Annotated in this window: 17 protein-coding genes; 14 read left to right on the top strand and 3 right to left on the bottom strand. The window is 65.9% G+C overall.

All coding sequences use genetic code 11. The features are described from left to right. Positions 1-7: 7 nt before the first annotated feature. Positions 8-361, bottom strand: a complete 354-nt coding sequence (locus BLS61_RS00820; protein ID WP_090426053.1) for a DUF7079 family protein — start codon at positions 359-361, stop codon at positions 8-10. A 209-nt stretch (positions 362-570) separates the two neighbouring features. On the opposite strand from BLS61_RS00820, the gene BLS61_RS00815 reads away from it, so the two are divergent. After that, positions 571-2,274: an amidase gene (locus BLS61_RS00815; RefSeq protein WP_090426050.1), complete on the top strand. Its 1,704-nt coding sequence runs from the start codon at positions 571-573 to the stop codon at positions 2,272-2,274. 532 nt (positions 2,275-2,806) lie between these two features. Here the strand turns inward: BLS61_RS00815 and gspD are convergent. Then, positions 2,807-4,753, bottom strand: coding sequence for a type II secretion system secretin GspD (gene gspD / locus BLS61_RS00810; protein ID WP_090426048.1), 1,947 nt, complete (start codon positions 4,751-4,753; stop codon positions 2,807-2,809). A gap of 4 nt (positions 4,754-4,757) precedes the next feature. Further along, entirely contained in the window at positions 4,758-5,399 is a 642-nt protein-coding gene (locus BLS61_RS00805; RefSeq protein WP_090426047.1) for a type II secretion system protein N, read from the bottom strand. Between the two features lie 382 nt (positions 5,400-5,781). Between BLS61_RS00805 and gspE the strand changes: the two genes are divergently transcribed. The 13 genes from gspE (at position 5,782) to BLS61_RS00740 (ending at position 17,307) form a co-directional block, all read left to right on the top strand. Next, positions 5,782-7,269, top strand: coding sequence for a type II secretion system ATPase GspE (gspE, locus tag BLS61_RS00800; protein WP_090426046.1), 1,488 nt, complete (start codon positions 5,782-5,784; stop codon positions 7,267-7,269). Between the two features lie 123 nt (positions 7,270-7,392). Next, positions 7,393-8,610 carry a GspF family T2SS innner membrane protein variant XcpS gene (gene xcpS / locus BLS61_RS00795; RefSeq protein ID WP_090426045.1) on the top strand — a complete coding sequence of 406 codons (1,218 nt, stop codon included), beginning with the start codon at positions 7,393-7,395 and terminating at the stop codon, positions 8,608-8,610. Positions 8,611-8,613: 3 nt separating this feature from the next. After that, the gene (gene gspG, locus BLS61_RS00790; protein WP_090426044.1) at positions 8,614-9,039 is read left to right on the top strand and encodes a type II secretion system major pseudopilin GspG; all 426 of its coding nucleotides are present in this window, start codon (positions 8,614-8,616) and stop codon (positions 9,037-9,039) included. Between the two features lie 7 nt (positions 9,040-9,046). Beyond that, a complete protein-coding gene (gene gspH / locus BLS61_RS00785) occupies positions 9,047-9,574 on the top strand; it encodes a type II secretion system minor pseudopilin GspH (protein WP_090426043.1) in 528 nt (175 codons plus the stop codon). Continuing rightward, on the top strand, positions 9,571-9,957 hold the full coding sequence (gspI, locus tag BLS61_RS00780; RefSeq protein ID WP_090426042.1) for a type II secretion system minor pseudopilin GspI: 387 nt from the start codon (positions 9,571-9,573) through the stop codon (positions 9,955-9,957). Before gspH ends, gspI begins: the two co-directional genes overlap by 4 nt. 341 nt (positions 9,958-10,298) lie before the next feature. Continuing rightward, positions 10,299-10,973, top strand: coding sequence for a type II secretion system minor pseudopilin GspJ (gene gspJ, locus BLS61_RS00775; protein WP_090426041.1), 675 nt, complete (start codon positions 10,299-10,301; stop codon positions 10,971-10,973). Beyond that, on the top strand, positions 10,970-11,941 hold the full coding sequence (gene gspK / locus BLS61_RS00770; RefSeq protein ID WP_090426040.1) for a type II secretion system minor pseudopilin GspK: 972 nt from the start codon (positions 10,970-10,972) through the stop codon (positions 11,939-11,941). The genes gspJ and gspK overlap by 4 nt, the downstream gene beginning before the upstream one ends. Then, positions 11,938-13,077 carry a type II secretion system protein GspL gene (gene gspL, locus BLS61_RS00765; RefSeq protein WP_090426039.1) on the top strand — a complete coding sequence of 380 codons (1,140 nt, stop codon included), beginning with the start codon at positions 11,938-11,940 and terminating at the stop codon, positions 13,075-13,077. Before gspK ends, gspL begins: the two co-directional genes overlap by 4 nt. Positions 13,078-13,082: 5 nt before the next feature. Next, on the top strand, positions 13,083-13,604 hold the full coding sequence (locus BLS61_RS00760; protein ID WP_394328126.1) for a type II secretion system protein M: 522 nt from the start codon (positions 13,083-13,085) through the stop codon (positions 13,602-13,604). A gap of 557 nt (positions 13,605-14,161) precedes the next feature. Beyond that, positions 14,162-14,935: an ABC transporter substrate-binding protein gene (locus tag BLS61_RS00755; protein ID WP_090426034.1), complete on the top strand. Its 774-nt coding sequence runs from the start codon at positions 14,162-14,164 to the stop codon at positions 14,933-14,935. Positions 14,936-15,129: 194 nt separating this feature from the next. Further along, on the top strand, positions 15,130-15,819 hold the full coding sequence (locus BLS61_RS00750; protein ID WP_090426031.1) for an ABC transporter permease: 690 nt from the start codon (positions 15,130-15,132) through the stop codon (positions 15,817-15,819). Then, on the top strand, positions 15,816-16,514 hold the full coding sequence (locus tag BLS61_RS00745) for an ABC transporter permease (RefSeq protein ID WP_090426028.1): 699 nt from the start codon (positions 15,816-15,818) through the stop codon (positions 16,512-16,514). Before BLS61_RS00750 ends, BLS61_RS00745 begins: the two co-directional genes overlap by 4 nt. 28 nt (positions 16,515-16,542) lie before the next feature. Next, positions 16,543-17,307, top strand: coding sequence for an ABC transporter ATP-binding protein (locus BLS61_RS00740; protein ID WP_090426025.1), 765 nt, complete (start codon positions 16,543-16,545; stop codon positions 17,305-17,307). The last annotated feature ends 101 nt before the right edge of the window (positions 17,308-17,408 follow it).

Genomic DNA, 17,408 nt, shown 5'->3' with positions numbered 1-17,408 from the left:
GGAGGGGTCAGAGGCGATCGAGCTCCTGCACGATCTTCGCCCATTCCGATTGCAGGGCGCGGCGCAAGTAGGCGACGAAGAGTCGGTCGCGCAGGCGGCGCAGGCTGGAGTGGCCCCGGGCGGCTCGGGCCTGCTCGATGGCTGCACTCAGCCAGGAGCTGTCGAAGCCTGTCCAGATCGGCGGGATGGGGGCGAGCATGTTGGAGTAGCACGCCGGGGCGACGTCCTCGTAGAAGGCCGCTTGCACCATCGTGCGGTCGAAACCTGCCACCTGGCTGGCGATGAAGGCGTAGTCGGCCTCGTTGTCGACGAACACTTCCGACAGTGCCGACCACAGCTGGATGCGTTCTTCGCGGGTCATGAGCCTTTCTCTACCTGCAGCGCGGTGCCGAGACTGTATCGCCTTGGCCGCCGCCTGACCATCGGCACGGACTGCTGCCAAGGCCCGGCGACATGTATCATCGGGCGCATGGTTGCACGGCTGGACTGCCCTCGAGCGTTGGCCGTGCACGTGCTGTTTTCGTATCCGGGGCCGGTTGCGCCGGCCCGCCTTCTGCGAGTGATGACACCATGATCGAGGTAACCGAAGTTTCCATCGCCGAACTGCGTGCTGCGCTGGAGTCCGGCCGCACCACGGCGGTCGAACTGGTCAAGGCCTATCTGGCGCGTATCGATGCCTACGACGGCCCGAACACGCCGACCAGACTCAATGCGGTGGTGGTGCGCAACCCCGATGCGCTGAAGGAAGCCGAGGCCTCCGACGCGCGCCGCGCCCGCGGCGAGACGCTCGGCCCGCTCGATGGCATCCCCTACACCGCCAAGGACAGCTACCTGGTCAAGGGCCTGACGGCCGCCTCCGGTAGCCCGGCGTTCAAGGCGCTGGTGGCGCAGCGCGACGCCTTCACTATCGAGCGCCTGCGCGCCGCTGGCGCCATCTGCCTGGGCAAGACCAACATGCCGCCGATGGCCAACGGCGGCATGCAGCGCGGCGTCTATGGCCGCGCCGAAAGCCCGTACAACGCCGATTACCTCACCGCGCCGTTCGCTTCCGGCTCGTCCAACGGCGCCGGTACCGCCACTGCTGCCAGCTTCGCCGCCTTCGGTCTGGCTGAGGAAACCTGGTCCAGCGGGCGCGGCCCAGCCTCGAACAACGGCCTGTGCGCCTACACGCCGTCGCGCGGGGTGATCTCGGTGCGTGGCAACTGGCCGCTGACGCCGACCATGGACGTGGTGGTGCCCTATGCCCGCACCATGGCCGACCTGCTGCAGGTGCTCGACGTGGTGGTGGCCGATGATCCGGACACCCGTGGCGACCTATGGCGCTTGCAGCCCTGGGTGCCGATCCCGAAAGCCTCTGATGTGCGTCCCGAGTCCTACCTGGCGCTGGCGGCCAAGGCCGACGCGCTCAAGGGTAAGCGCCTGGGCGTGCCGAAGATGTTCATCAACAAGGACGAACTGGCCGGTACCAGTGACAATCCGGGTATCGGCGGGCCGACCGGCCAGCGCATCCACACCCGGCCGACGGTGATCGCCCTGTGGCAGGCGGCGCGCCAGGCGCTGGAGGCGGCCGGCGCCGAAGTGGTGGAAGTGGACTTCCCGCTGGTATCCAACTGCGAGGGCGACCGCCCCGGCGCGCCGACCGTGTTCAATCGCGGCATCGTCAGCCCTGAATTCCTGCATGACGAGCTATGGGAGCTGAGTGGCTGGGCCTTCGACGATTTCCTGCGCGCCAACGGTGACCCGAAGCTCAACCGTCTGGCCGATGTGGACGGCCCGCAGATCTTCCCGCACGACCCCGGCACGCTGCCGAACCGCGAGGGCGACCTGGCGGCGGGCATGGACGAGTACGTCAACATGGCCAAGCGCGGCATCAAGCCCTGGGATCAGATCGCCACGCTGCCCGACGGCCTGCGCGGCCTGGAGCGCACACGCAAGATCGACCTGGAAGACTGGATGGACGAGCTGGGCCTGGACGCGGTGCTGTTCCCCACCGTAGCCGACGTGGCGCCGGCCGATGCCGACGTCAACCCGGCCTCCGCCGACATCGCCTGGAGCAACGGCGTGTGGGTGGCCAACGGCAACCTGGCGATTCGTCACCTGGGTGTGCCCACCGTGACCGTGCCGATGGGCGTGATGGCCGATATCGGCATGCCGGTGGGCCTGACCTTCGCCGGCCGCGCCTACGACGATTCGGCGCTGCTGCAACTGGCGGCGGCCTACGAGTCCACCGGCAACAAGCGCCAGGTGCCGCCGCGCACGCCGCCGCTGGGCTGATTGTTCGAGAGGCAAGGGGGCTTCAAGGGTCGTGATGGCAGAGGGGCAAGTTGTAGGAGCGGCTTTAGCCGCGATTGCTGCGCAGCCTGTCGCCACTAAAGCGCCTCCCACGGTTTGTGGGGCTGCTCAATTCAGCGTAGGGCGGGTGCAACCCGCCATCGCCATTCCGGCGTTTTTCACCCGCCTTGCGATGTTTCGTGCACCTGTGAAGAGGGGGGCGAAGCCGCGTTGGCTGTAGGAGCGGCTTTAGCCGCGACTGCTGTAGAAACCGTCGCCGCTAAAGCGCCCCCCACGGTTTGTGGGGCTGCTCGATTCAGCGTAGGGCGGGTGCAACCCGCCGCCATTCCGGCGTTTTTAACCGCCTTACGATCTTTTGTGCAGCTGTGAAGAGGGGCAAGCCGCTTGGCTCAGGGGGAGGGGCTTTAGCCGCGACTGCTTTAGACACCGTCGCCGCTGAAGCGCCTCCCACGGTTGGTGGCGCCGCTATTGCCTTTCCCGGGGATTGCACCCGTCCGCGAGATGACGCTCTACCTTACTGCTGGCGCAAATCCACTGCCGGCGCGCCCTGGCCGTCGAACAGCTGGCTCGGCTGGCTGGGCAGGATGCTGGGGCGGCCATTGTTGTTGCCGCCGTTGCCGATGATGCGGATATCGCTGTACTTCTTGCCCGACAGCGCGGCCAGGCCGGCGCCGTCGCGTACCACCGTGGGCCGCAGGAAGACCATCAGGTTGCGCTTGACGTGGGAGTCGCGGGTCGAGCGGAACAGCCCGCCGATCAGCGGGATGTCGCCGAGCAGTGGCACCTTGGAGATGGATTGGGTGACGTCGTCCTGAATCAGGCCGCCGAGCACGATCACCTGGCCGTCGTCGGCGAGGATGGTGCTCTTGATCGAGCGCTTGTTGGTCACCAGGTCCACCGCCTGGGCATTGAGCCCGGTGCTGGGGGCGATGGAGGAGATTTCCTGCTCGATCTCCAGGCGCAGGGTGGCACCTTCGTTGATGCTTGGGGTGACCTTGAGGGTCACGCCGATGTCCTTGCGCTCGATGGTGGTGAAGGGGTTGCCGGCGCCCGAGGCGTCGGTGGTGTAGGAGCCGGTCTGGAAGGGCACGTTCTGCCCGACGAGGATTTCCGCCTTCTGGTTGTCCAGGGTCAGCAGGCTCGGGGTGGACAGCAGGTTGCTCTTGCTGTTGGCCGACAGGGCGGTGATCAGCGCGCCGAAGCGGTCGCTGCCGATGCCGATGATGGCGCCGTCGGGCAGGGTGGTATTCTCGGGGATCTCGCCGCTTTGCAGGATCTGCAGCACGGTGCCGACCGACAGGCCGGTGCCGCCGAAGTTGACCCCGCCCAGGCCGCCGGTATTGCCGCGGGCATCCACCGCCCACTGTACGCCGACGGCGTCGGTGATGTCGCCGGAGACTTCGACGATGGCCGCTTCGACCATTACTTGGGCGCGCGGCACGTCGAGCTGGCGCACGATGTCTTCGAGGGTGGCGACCAGGTCGGGCTCGGCCAGCAGTACAAGGGCGTTGAGGCTCTCGTCGGCGCGGATGAGGATGTTGGACTGGCGGCCGGTGGTTTCGCTGCCCTCCTTGTTCTTCAGGCCCTCGGAGATATCACCGAGGGTTTCGGCCAGCGACTTGGCATTGTTGTGGCGCAGACGGATCACCCGGGTGTTGGCCGAGCGGCTGCTGGGGCTGTCCAGCGAGCGGGCGAGGTCGGCCAGCTTGGCGCGCGCGTCCGGCGGGCCGAGCAGGATCAGGCGATTGGTGCGGGCATCGGCCACCACCTGGGTGGCGCTGGTGCCCTTGGCCTGACCGCGGGCAATGGAGGTGTTGAGCACTTCGGCGGCATCCATCACCCAGGCGTGCTGCAGGGTGACCACGCTGAAATCCTGCGCGCCGCTCTGGTCGAGCTGGCGCATCAGGTCCTCGATGCGGGCGATGTTGGCACTGCGGTCGCTGATGATCAGCGCGTTGGACGAGGTGACGGCTGCCAGGTGGCCATACTGCGGCACCAGTGGGCGAATCAGCGGGATCAGTTCGGCCACCGGTGCATGCTGCACCTGGATCAGGCGGGTTTCCAGGCGATCCGGCGCCGGGCGCCCGGCATCGGCTTCGGCCTTGGCCTCGGCGTTGGGCACGATGCGCGCCTGGTCGCCCTGGGTCAGCACGCTGAAGCCGTGGGTGGCCATCACCGAGAGGAACAGTTGATAGACCTCGGACAGCCCCAGCGGCGTGCTCGATACCACGTTGACCTGGCCCTTCACGCGCGGGTCGACGACGAAGGTCTGCCCGGTGATGCTGGCGATCTGGTCGATGAATTCGCGGATATCGGCGCCTTTGAGGTTGATGGTCCAGCTTTCTTCCTGCTGGTTGGCGCTGGCCGGTGCCTGCTGGATCTGCGCGAGCAGGGGCGGGGGGGCGGTGGCCAGGCTGGCGGCGAGGAGGGCAAGGGTCAGTCGGCTTCGGAGAACATGCATCGGTTCAGTCGCTTTCCATGGGCTGATCGGCGGTCGTTTCCTCGGGCAGGGTGCCGGAGGCTTCCATCTGTTCGCGCAGCTCTTGCATGCGCTGGCGCAGTTGTTCGAGATTGTCCTGTTCGAGTTGATCGAGCTGTTGCAGCGAATCGTCCCCGCCGACTTCGACCGGCGGCGTGTAGCTGTATTGCCCGCTTTGCTGACGCGGGAAGGTGAGGCTTTCACGGCGGCCGTTGCGCAGCAGCTCGACGCGGTCGGCGTAGACGGCGTCGAGGCGTACGCCGTTGTCCACGTCCATGCCGATGGCATAGCGCTGGGCGCTCTGACCCTGGCGCTGGATCAGTGCACTGGAGCGTTGCGGGTCGTTGTGCACGAAGCTGCCGAGCAGGGTCAGTTGCAGGTTGGTGGCCGGTGGCGGGCCGCTGTCGGCCTGGCTTGGCGTGCCGAACAGTTGGGCGATCGGCGCCTGGGCGCGTTGTTCGGGGAGGGAGGCGGTCTGACCGGGGGGCGACTGCAGGGGGCCGCGCACCAGGCGCAGCAATTCAGCGCTCTGCCATGCCAGGCTCACGCTTGAAAGGATCAGCACGAGCATGCCGATCAGGCTCGGGGCATTTTCCTTGAGCCGCAGGGAAAGGGCCGGATTGGGCAAAGGCTGTACTCCGCAAACGACGTTCTAGGCTCTGTACGAAAAGTCCTGGGTGATTCAGCGCTGAAACAGGCTCGGCGTGTTCGCTGATGGAGTGTGCAACGAGCACGGCTCCATGCGTTCCTTGCCACCGCTATGGCCTGACCTTCGCTCGACGACTTTTCATACCGACCCTGTTCTTCTTATGGCCTGGGGCGTCGCGCGTCGATCATAACAGCCTGCGCGGCCTTGGCATCCCCCAAATAGGGTGAGTGTGCACTTCTAGTCAATGTGTTAAAGATAATTTGATAACCATTACAAAAAAGACCGTCCCATATGTAGTCATTGGGTCAAGCAGTCAGGTTAGGCTGTACTACCGGGATAAGGTTCTGTTCTAAGGTCACGCATGAACGCTTCGCTGCTCGATACTCCACTGCGCCGCCTGCCTTTCAGCTTCGCCAAGCGTCATGGCGTGGTCTTCGTCATGCATGACGGGCGCGCCAGCCTGGCTCACCGCGCCGATTGCGACCCCGTGGCGCTGGCCGAAGCGCAGCGCTTCGCCGGTCGTGCGCTGCCGTTGCAGGTGCTCGGCGCCCAGGAATTCGCCCAGGCGCTGGGCGCTGCCTATCAACACGACTCCGCTTCCATGCAGTTGGCCGAGGACATCGGCGGCAGCCTCGACCTGGCCTCGCTGGCGGATCAGGTGCCGGAAACCGAAGACCTGCTGGAGCAGGAGGACGATGCACCGATCATCCGCCTGATCAACGCCATCCTCGGCGAAGCGATCAAGGAGAATGCTTCCGATATCCACCTGGAAACCTTCGAGAAACGCCTGGTGGTACGCTTTCGCGTCGACGGTATCCTGCGTGAGGTGCTCGAGCCCAAGCGTGAACTGGCCGCGCTGCTGGTTTCACGGGTCAAGGTGATGGCGCGACTGGACATCGCCGAGAAGCGCGTGCCGCAGGACGGACGCATCTCGCTCAAGGTCGGCGGGCGCGAGGTGGATATTCGCGTCTCCACATTGCCCTCGGCCAATGGCGAGCGGGTGGTGCTGCGTCTGCTCGACAAGCAGGCCGGGCGCCTGTCGCTGCAGCACCTGGGCATGCGCGCCGAGGACCGTGCGCTGATGGAGGAAACCGTGCGCAAGCCGCACGGCATCCTGCTGGTCACCGGCCCGACCGGCTCGGGCAAGACCACCACGCTGTACGCCAGCCTGGTCAGCCTCAACGACCACACGCGCAACATCCTCACCGTCGAGGACCCCATCGAGTACCACCTCGAAGGCATCGGCCAGACCCAGGTCAACAGCAAGGTGGACATGACTTTCGCTCGCGGCCTGCGCGCCATCCTGCGTCAGGACCCGGACGTGGTGATGGTCGGCGAGATCCGCGACAAGGAAACCGCCGAGATCGCCGTGCAGGCCTCGCTGACCGGTCACCTGGTGCTGTCGACCCTGCACACCAACAGCGCCATCGGCGCCATCACCCGCCTGGTGGACATGGGCGTGGAGCCTTTTCTGCTTTCCTCCTCGCTGCTCGGCGTGCTGGCCCAGCGCCTGGTGCGCGTGCTCTGCCCGGCGTGCAAGGAACCTTATCCGGCCGATGCGGCCGAATGCGCATTGCTCGGCGTACCGGCCAGCTCGCCGCCGACCCTTTACCATGCGCGCGGTTGCGCCCACTGCCACCAGCAGGGCTATCGCGGGCGGACCGGCATCTACGAACTGGTGGTGTTCGATGAAACCATGCGCACCCTAGTGCACAGCCGCGCTTCCGAGCAGGACATGACCCGTCACGCCCGTACCCTCGGGCCGAGCATCCGTGACGATGGCCGGCGCAAGGTGCTGGAAGGGGTGACCACGGTGGAAGAAGTGCTGCGCGTGACGCGGGAAGAATGATGCTGAGAGGGATACTGGCAATGGCTCTTGCAGGAGCGGCAGGGCGGCATTGCGCTTCAGCCGCGGGTCGTTGTGAATCGCGGCTGAAGCCGCTCCTACGGAAACAACTGGGGCGACCTTTCGATGGCAGCCTTTGAATACATCGCCCTGGACGGGCGCGGTCGCCAGCAGAAGGGTGTACTGGAGGCCGACAGCGCGCGTCAGGTGCGCCAACTGCTGCGCGAGCGTCAATTGGCGCCGCTAGAGGTCAAGGCCACGCGCAGCCGCGAGCAGGGCAGTGGCCAGGCGCGCCTGGGCTTTGCCCGTGGCCTGTCGGCGCGCGATCTGGCGCTGGTCACCCGACAGCTGGCGACACTGATCCAGGCGGCGCTGCCCATCGAGGAAGCGTTGCGCGCCGCGGCTGCGCAATCCACCAATTCGCGTATCCAGGGCATGTTGCTGGCGGTGCGCGCCCGCGTGCTGGAAGGTCACAGCCTGGCCGGCAGCCTCAAGGAATTCCCGGCCGCCTTTCCCGAGCTGTACCGCGCCACGGTGGCAGCCGGCGAGCATGCCGGGCATCTCGGCCCGGTGCTGGAGCAACTGGCCGACTACACCGAGCAGCGTCAGCAGTCGCGGCAGAAGGTGCAGCTGGCCTTGCTCTACCCGGTGATCCTGATGTGCGCCTCCCTGTTGATCGTCGGCTTCCTGCTCGGTTACGTGGTGCCGGACGTGGTCAAGGTCTTCGTCGATTCCGGGCAGACCCTGCCTGCCCTGACCCGCGGGCTGATCGCCCTGAGCGACTGGGTCAAGGCCTGGGGGCTGGTCGCTCTGGTGGCGCTGATACTGGTGATCGTCGCCTTGCGCGCGGCGCTGCGCGACGAGACGTTCAGGCTGCGCTGGCATCGATTTCTCTTGCGCCTGCCGTTGATCGGCCGGCTGGGCCGCGCCACCGATTGCGCGCGCTTCGCCTCGACCCTGGCGATCCTCACCCGCAGTGGCGTGCCGCTGGTGGAGGCGCTGGCGATCGCCGGCGAGGTGATCGGCAACCGGGTGATCCGCGGCGAGGTGCTGGTGGCCGCGCAGAAGGTGCGCGAGGGCGGCAGCCTGACCCGTTCGCTGGAGGCCACCGGACAGTTCCCGCCGATGATGCTGCACATGATCGCCAGCGGCGAGCGCTCCGGCGAGCTGGATCAGATGCTGGCGCGCACGGCGAAGAACCAGGAAAACGACCTCGGCGCACAGATCGCCTTGCTGGTCGGATTGTTCGAGCCGTTCATGCTGGTTTTCATGGGCGCAGTGGTGCTGGTGATCGTGCTGGCCATCCTGCTGCCGATTCTTTCGTTGAACCAAATGGTGGGGTAACAGGTGAGAAAACGTCAGACAGGCTTCACGCTTATCGAAATCATGGTGGTGGTGGTGATCCTCGGGATTCTCGCTGCGCTGGTGGTGCCGCAGGTGATGAGCCGGCCGGATCAGGCCAAGGTCACCGCGGCGCAGAACGACATTCGCGCCATCGGCGCGGCGCTGGACATGTACAAGCTCGACAACCACAACTACCCCAGCACCCAGCAGGGGCTGGAGGCGCTGGTGAGCAGGCCGAGCGGCAACCCGCCGGCGAAGAACTGGAACAAGGACGGCTACCTCAAGCGCCTGCCCGTTGACCCCTGGGGTAACCCTTATCAATACCTGGCGCCCGGCACCCGCGGCGCTTTCGATCTCTACTCGCTCGGCGCCGATGGCAAGCAGGGCGGCAGCGACCTGAACGCCGACATCGGCAACTGGGATCTCTGACCCGACCATGTCGCTCAGTCCTGCGCACCGCGGCCAGCGTGGCTTCACCCTGATCGAACTGCTGGTGGTGCTGGTGATTCTCGGCAGCCTGATCGGCCTGGCGGTGTTCAGCACCGGCATGGCCGGGCCGTCGCGCGAGCTGCGCAGCGAGGCCGAGCGGCTCAGCGGGCTGATCGGCGTGCTGGTCGACGAAGCGGTGCTGGACAACCGCGAATACGGGCTGAGCTTTACCCGTGAAGGCTATCGAGTGATGCGTTACGACCCGCTGCGCGCCGAGTGGCAGGCGCTGGACCGTCAGGCCCATCGCCTGCCGGACTGGGCCGAGCTGGCGTTCGAGGTCGAGGGCGAGGCCTTCGCCCTGCCGGCGACGGCCAGCACGGGCGCGCCGCAGCTGCTGATCCTCTCCAGTGGCGAGCTGACGCCCTTTCGTCTGCGCCTGGCCGAGCGCCGACGCGACGGCCTGCGCCTGCAACTGTCCAGCGACGGCTTTGGCCTGCCGCGTGTCGAGGACCTGGGTAGCGGGCGTGCGGGATGAGGGGCGCGCGCGGCTTCACCCTGCTCGAGGTGCTGGTGGCCCTGGCCATCTTCGCCCTGGTCGCCGCCAGCGTGCTGACTGCCAGTGGGCGCAGCGTGCGCACCGCCAGCCAGCTGGAGAACAAGACCCTGGCCATGTGGGTGGCCGACAACCGCCTGACCGAGCTGCAATTGACCGATACGCCGCCTGCCGATGGCCGTGACCAGGGTCAGCTGGAGTTCGCCGGGCGGCGCTGGCTGTGGCAGAGCGAGATCCAGGCCACCAGCGAGCCGGCCATGCGTCGCGTGACACTGTGGGTCGCCGCCGACGAGCGTGGCGCCAGGGGTGATCTGCGTGAGCGCGCGCTGGTCACGCTCAGCGGTTTCCTGGGGGTGCCGCAGTGATTCGTCTGCCCTGTTGGAGTGAGCTCTGCTCGCGAAATGGCGTCGATGCGGGTTCGCGAGCAGCCTGTAGGGTGACCCTCAGCCCATCAACAGCGGCCAGCCATGGTGGGCTGAAGCCCACCCTACGAACTGGTGACCCTCAGCGGTTTTCTGGGGGCGCCGCAGTGATTCGTCTGCCCTGTTGGAGTGAGCTCTGCTCGCGAAATAGCGTCGATGCGGGTTCGCGAGCAGCCTGTAGGGTGGGCCGGGTGGCGCTCCGCTTTGGCCCACCAATAGCGGCCAGCCATGGTGGGCTGAAGCCCACCCTACCTGGTGACCTTCAGCGGCTTTCTCGGGGCTCCATGATGTGTGGGAGCGCTCAGCGCGGCTTCACCCTGCTGGAGCTGCTGATCGCCATCGCCATCTTCGCCCTGCTGGGGCTGGCTACCTACCGCATGCTCGACAGCGTGCTCAGTGCCGACGCCGTGACCCGTGAGCACGAGCGCCAGTTGCGCGAGCTGACCCGTGCCCTGTCGGCCTTCGAGCGCGACCTGCGGCAGGTGACGGTGCGGCCGATTCGCGATGCTTTCGGCGACGCGCAGCCGGCGCTGCACAGTGATCTGGCCGACGCCACGGCGCTGGAGTTGAGCCGTGCCGGCTGGCGCAACCCGCTCGGCCAGCCGCGCGCCGAGATACAGCGGGTGCGCTGGCAGCTAAGTGGCGAGCAATGGCAGCGGCGTTACTGGTCTGTGCTGGATCGGGCGCAGGACAGTACGCCGCAGATTCAGCAGGCGCTCAATGGGGTCGAGTCGCTGAGCCTGCGCTACCTGGACAAGGACGGGCAGTGGCAGCCCGACTGGCCGCCAGTCGGTGCGACGGGTGACGGCGCCCTCACCGAACTGCCGCGTGCGGTGGAGCTGCGCCTGCAACATCGTCGCTATGGCGAACTGCGTCGTCTGCTGCGCCTGCCGGATCTGCCGGCGCAGAAGCGCAACGGCGCGCCGACCGAAGACGACGAAGAGGTGCCGCAAGCATGAGGCGGCAGAGCGGGGTAGCCTTGATCACCGTACTGCTGGTGGTCGCCGTGGTCACGGTGGTCTGCGCCGGGCTGATTGCCCGCCAGCAGCTGTCAATCCGCAGCAGCGCCAACCAGTTGCACGTGAACCAGGCCTGGCACTATGCCCTGGGTGGCGAAACCCTGGCCAAGGCGGTGCTGGAGCGTGATGTGCGCCGCGGCGATCCGCGTCAGCCGGTGGACCATCTGCTGGAGCCCTGGGCCAGGCCGCTGACCTTCCCGCTGGACGAGGGCGGCGAGCTGCGCGTGCGCATCGTCGATCCCAGCGCTCGCTTCAACCTCAACAGCCTGGTTCGCCAGGGGCGGCCCAACGAGCTGGCGGTATTGCGTTTGCGTCGCCTGCTGCTGCGCCTGGGCATCGACAAGCCCTATGCCGAGCGCCTGCTGGACTGGCTGGACACCGATAGCGAGCCGCAGGGCGGCAACGGCGCCGAGGACGGCCAGTACCTGCTGGCAACGCCGCCTTATCGCGCGGCCAACCGCGAGGTCACCGATGTGTCCGAGCTGCGCCTGTTGCTGGAGATGGACGAGGCCGACTATCGCCGGTTGCTGCCCTTCGTCAGCGCGCTGCCGGGCGAGGCGTTGCTCAACGTCAATACGGCCAGCGCCATGGTGCTCTCCAGCCTGTCCGATGGCTTGACGCCGGACACGGCCACGGCGCTGATCGCCGCGCGCGGCGCCGAGGGCTATCCCAGCCCGGCAGCCTTCGCCGCCCAGCCTGCACTCGCCGGCATGGGCGAGCAGGTGGTGCAGGGGCTGGCGGTCGGCAGCCAGTATTTCGAAGTGTTCAGCGAGGTCAGCCTGGGCGAGCGCCGGGTGGTCTTGCGCAGCCTGTTGCAGCGCAGCAATGATGGCCAGGTCAGTGTCCTGGCGCGTGATCTGGGGCAGGGCGGCATGCCGCCACCGTCCGTTGAGGAAGAACGAGAATGAACCCGTTATGGATTTTCCTGCCGCCTGCGGCGTGCCACGAGCTCGGCCCGGCGTTGCCGGTGCAGCGGGTGACCGCCGAGCATAGCCATACGCTGAGCCTGAGCGAGGCGCTGGCGGACCTGCCAGTGCATTGGGAACTGGTGCTGCCGGTGGAGGCGGTCACCGCGTGCGCCGTGCAGTTGCCGACGCAGAAGGCGCGCTGGATGCGTCAGGCCCTCCCGTTCGCCGTGGAGGAACTGCTCGCCGAGGACGTCGAGCTGATGCACCTGGCACTGGGCGAACAGCTGGCCGACGGCCGTCACCGGGTCTATGCCGTGCGCGCCGCCTGGCTACGCGAATGCCTGGCGCTGTTCGCCGCGCAACCGCCGCAGGCGATTCGCATCGATGCCGATCTGCTGCCACGCCAGGGCAGCCAGCTGCTCTGGCTGCAGTCGCGCTGGCTGCTGGGCGGGGAGGCGCCCTGGCGTCTGGCCCTGCAAGCCGAGGATTGGCCGGCACTGGCCAGTCGTTGCCCGACGCCGTGCATCGCCAGTGCGCCGGCGGGGCAGGTGCTGCCCGAGCCGGTCGATGAGGTGCATCTGCTGGAAGATGCGCCGCAATGGCTGGTAGGCCAGGGCAGCGGTGTCGATCTGGCGCAAGGGGCTTTCGCCCTGCGTCAGAGCGGCGAGGGCTGGCTGCGCTGGCGCCCGCTGGCCGCGGTGCTGGCGCTGTGTCTGGCGCTGCAGTGGGGGTTCAATCTGGCGCAGGGCTGGTACCTGCAGCGCGAAGCCGATGCCTACGCCGCCTCCAGCGAGGCGCTGTACCGCGAGTTGTTCCCGCAGGACAACAAGCTGATCAACCTGCGTGCACAGTTCGATCAGCACCTGGCGCAGTCCGCTGGCAGTGACAGCCCGCTACTGGGGCTGCTGGCCGAAGTGGCGGCGGCTCTGAACGGCGATGGGGGCGCGCAGGTGCAGGTCAATCAGCTCGATTTCAGCGCGACTCGCGGCGACCTGTCGCTGCAGTTGCAGGCGCCGGGGTTCGCCGAACTCGAGCGCTTGCGTGAGCGCCTGGAGCAGGCCGGTCTGGCGGTACAGATGGGGTCGGCCAGCCGCGAGGCAGAGGGTGTCAGCGCACGTGTGGTGATCGGAGGATGAGCGGCATGTCGAGAATGGGATGGAGCGAAAACCTGCAATTGCATTGGCAGCGCTCGCCACTGGCGCTGCGCTGGCAGACGCTGCCGGCGCGTGATCGTCTGGCGCTGCTTGCCCTGAGTCTGTTCCTGCTGCTGGTGCTGTTCTACCTGGCGCTGTGGCAGCCGGCGCAGCGCCACGCCCAGGCCGCACGCGCCGCGTTCGAGGAGCAGCGCGAGCTGTATGCCTACCTGCGGAGTCGGGCGCCGCTGGTACAGGGGCGTGAGCTGCAACCGCGTACCAGCCTCGAGCCGGCGCGCCTGCAAGGGGTGGTCACGGCAAGTGCGGCCGAGCAGGGGCTGGTGATCGAGCGCCTGGATACCGAGGGGCTCGGCGCGGTGCAGGTCAACCTGCAACCGGTGGCCTTCGCCCAGTTGCTGGGCTGGATAGAGGCGCTGGAGGGGCAGGGCATACGCGTGGAGGAAGCCGGGCTGGATCGCGCCGAGGAAAACCGCGTGGTCGCACGCCTGAGTCTGCGCGCCGGCGAGTGAGCCACGATGCTCGCGCGCGCACTGCGCAAGGGCCTGAGTGGCAATGACGGTTGTCCCCTGGCGTAATGACGCTTGTTCGTGGAGTAACGACGGCTTTTGCATGGAATGTTCCCGCGGTGCGCACGGCGCACCCTGCGGTTTGCATAACGCCGCGGTAACATCGCGCACCCATTTGGGCGTTTAGGAAACGCTGCTGCGCCGATACAGTGCCGTTTGTCGCCCCTCAAGGAAATCGTGAAGCGGCGCCAGAGCCCATGCTGCGGGTGTTTCGCGATTATTGGCCTGGGTATTGCTGTAGATATCCGTTTGCCCTTTTCTGCTTGATCACTCCTTTTCCTGCCTGTCAATATCTGCGCCGCGCGCATCCTGTGCTTCTGTAATTAGTTGTCGCATTGAGGAAATATCGCCTCATTGCCTGCCGCTAGAATGCCGCTCACCCAGCCAAGGCCCCTTTGTCGCTCGTCCACCACGACAGCGCAGCGCCGCCTTCTACAATTCATAAAAGGTCGGGCCCCCTCACTGCCATCGATGCCATACCCAATTCGAAGGAGCAAAGAATGAAGAAGATCGCACTGCTCGGCGCCCTGGCGCTGTCCCTGATGTCGCCCCTGGCGCTGGCCGAGAAGCCGCTGCGCATCGGTATCGAGGCGGCCTACCCACCCTTCGCATTCAAGACTCCCGATGGCCAGATTTCCGGCTTCGACTACGACATCGGCAACGCCCTGTGCGAGGAGATGAAGGTCGAGTGCAAGTGGATCGAGCAGGAGTTCGACGGCCTGATCCCGGCGCTGAAGGTGCGCAAGTTCGACGCGGTGCTGTCGTCCATGTCGATCACCGAGGAACGCAAGAAGTCCGTGGACTTCACCGGCAAGTACTATCACACCCCCGCCAAGCTGGCGATGAAGGCCGGGACCGAGATCAAGGACCCGCTGGTCGATCTGAAAGGCAAGAAGGTCGGCGTGCAGCGCGCTTCCATCTATGACCGCTATGCCACCGATGTCTTCGCTCCGGCGGGTATCGAGGTGGTGCGTTACAGCTCGCAGAACGAAATCTTCCTCGACATGCAGTCCGGCCGTCTGGACGCCACCCTGGCCGACTCGGTGAACATCGACGACGGTTTCCTCAAGACCGATGCCGGCAAGGGCTTTGCCTTCGTCGGCCCGGACTACACCGACACCAAGTACTTCGGCGAGGGAGCCGGTATCGCCGTGCGCAAGGGTGACAAGGAGCTGGCCGACAAGATCAGCGCCGCCATCCTGGCCATTCGCGCCAACGGCAAGTACAAGGAAGTGCAGGACAAGTACTTCGACTTCGACGTTTACGGTAAGTAAGCGCTGCGAGGCAGATGAAGTGGCACTGACCTTCGCTGAGGTTGTGCCACTTTTTTCTTGGCTCTGCAGGGCCGGTGCTTCAGGGGTCGCCCTGAGCGCCAGGCCTTGCACTCAACCTGTGGTTCGTCGCGCAAGCGACTTGACTTCCCTTTGTGCTATGCGGCGCCGCTGTGGTGCCTGAGAGGTATTAGCGCATGCTTCAAGGCTACGGCTCGACCATTCTCGACGGTGCCTGGCTCACTCTGCTCCTGGCGCTGACGTCGATGGCAGTGGCGATCTTCCTGGGCCTGCTTGGCGCGGCCTTTCGCCTGTCGCCGCTCCGCTGGCTAGCGGCGCTGGGCGACACCTACGCCACGGTGATCCGCGGTATCCCCGATCTGGTGCTGATCCTGCTGATCTTCTACGGCGGCCAGGATCTGGTGAACCGCATCGCGCCGATGCTCGGTTATGACGAGTACATCGACATCAACCCCTTCGTTGCCGGCGTCTTCACCATGGGCTTCATCTTCGGTGCCTATCTATCGGAAACCTTCCGTGGCGCCTTCATGGCGATCCCCAAGGGGCAGGCGGAAGCCGGTGCGGCCTATGGCATGAGCGGGGTGCAGGTGTTCTTCCGCATCCTCGTGCCGCAGATGATCCGTTTCGCCATTCCCGGTTTTACCAACAACTGGCTGGTGCTGACCAAGGCCACTGCGCTGATCTCCGTGGTCGGCCTGCAGGACATGATGTTCAAGGCCAAGAGCGCGGCCGACGCCACGCGCGAGCCGTTCACCTTCTATCTGGCGGTGGCGGGTCTGTATCTGGTGCTGACCAGCGTTTCCCTGCTGGCGCTGCGTTTCCTCGAGAAGCGTTACTCGGTGGGTACCAAGGCGGCTGAACTATGATCTTCGACTACCAAATGATCTGGGAAAACCTGCCGCTGTACTTCGGTGGCGTGCTGGTCACCCTGAAAATCCTGCTGATCTCCCTGGCCATTGGCCTCAGCCTCGCGGTGCCGCTGGCGCTGATGCGGGTGTCGAAGTCGCCCTGGGTCAACTTCCCGGCCTGGCTCTATACCTACGTGATTCGCGGTACGCCGATGCTGGTGCAGCTGTTTCTGATCTACTACGGCCTGGCCCAGTTCGAGTTCATCCGTGACAGCTTCATGTGGCCGTATTTCTCCAGCGCCACCTTCTGCGCCTGCCTGGCCTTCGCCATCAATACCAGCGCCTACACCGCGGAGATTCTGGCCGGCAGCCTCAAGGCCACGCCGCCGGGCGAGATCGAGGCGGCCAAGGCCATGGGCATGTCGCGGGGCAAGCTGTACCGCCGCATCCTGCTGCCGTCGGCACTGCGTCGCGCGCTGCCGCAGTACAGCAACGAAGTGATCATGATGCTGCACACCACCTCGCTGGCGTCGATCGTGACCCTGATCGATATCACCGGGGCCGCACGCACGGTCAGCTCGCAGTACTACATGCCGTTCGAGGCCTTCATCACCGCCGGCCTGTTCTATCTGGTGCTGACCTTCATCCTGGTGCGCCTGTTCAAGCTGGCCGAGCGTCGTTGGCTGGCCTACCTGGCACCGCGCAAGGCCTGATGCCATGACGATTCAAGAGAACCCGAACATGTACAAACTCGAAGTTCAGGACCTGCACAAGCGCTACGGCAGCCATGAGGTGATCAAGGGCGTGTCGATGGCGGCCAAGGCTGGCGACGTGATCAGCATCATCGGCTCCAGCGGCTCGGGCAAGAGCACCTTCCTGCGCTGCCTGAACCTGCTGGAACAGCCGCATGCCGGCAAGATTCTGCTCAACAACGAAGAGCTGAAACTGGTGCCGGCCAAGGACGGCTCGCTGCGCGCCGCCGATGCCAGGCAGCTGCAGCGCATGCGCTCGCGCCTGGCCATGGTGTTCCAGCACTTCAACCTGTGGTCGCACATGAGCGCTCTGGACAACGTCATGGAAGCGCCGGTGCACGTGCTCGGCCAGAGCAAGGCCGAAGCCCGTGACAAGGCCGAGCACTACCTGGCCAAGGTCGGCGTGGCCCACCGCAAGGACGCCTACCCGGCGCACATGAGTGGCGGCGAGCAGCAGCGCGTGGCCATCGCCCGTGCCCTGGCCATGGAGCCGGAGGTGATGCTGTTCGACGAGCCCACCTCGGCCCTCGATCCCGAGCTGGTCGGCGAGGTGCTCAAGGTCATGCAGGACCTGGCCACCGAAGGCCGTACCATGGTGGTGGTGACCCACGAGATGGGCTTTGCCCGTGAGGTATCGAACCAGCTGGTGTTCCTGCACAAGGGCCTGGTGGAAGAGCGCGGCTGCCCGAAGGAGGTTCTGGTCAATCCGCAGTCCGAACGTCTCAAGCAGTTCCTTTCCGGCAGTCTCAAATAATAAGAAGCTAGACTGCGAGTCAAAGCCTGTTCAAAGTCTTGCGAGCGAGAGGCATGCAAGGCAAAGGCAGGCGAGGAAGCGGAGTTTACTGGTGTAAATGA

Source organism: Ectopseudomonas guguanensis (assembly GCF_900104265.1).
GTDB classification, from domain to species: Bacteria; Pseudomonadota; Gammaproteobacteria; order Pseudomonadales; family Pseudomonadaceae; genus Aquipseudomonas; species Aquipseudomonas guguanensis.
The sequence above is the reverse complement of the archived record's forward strand: the minus strand, read 5'-3'. Positions and strand labels throughout refer to the sequence as shown.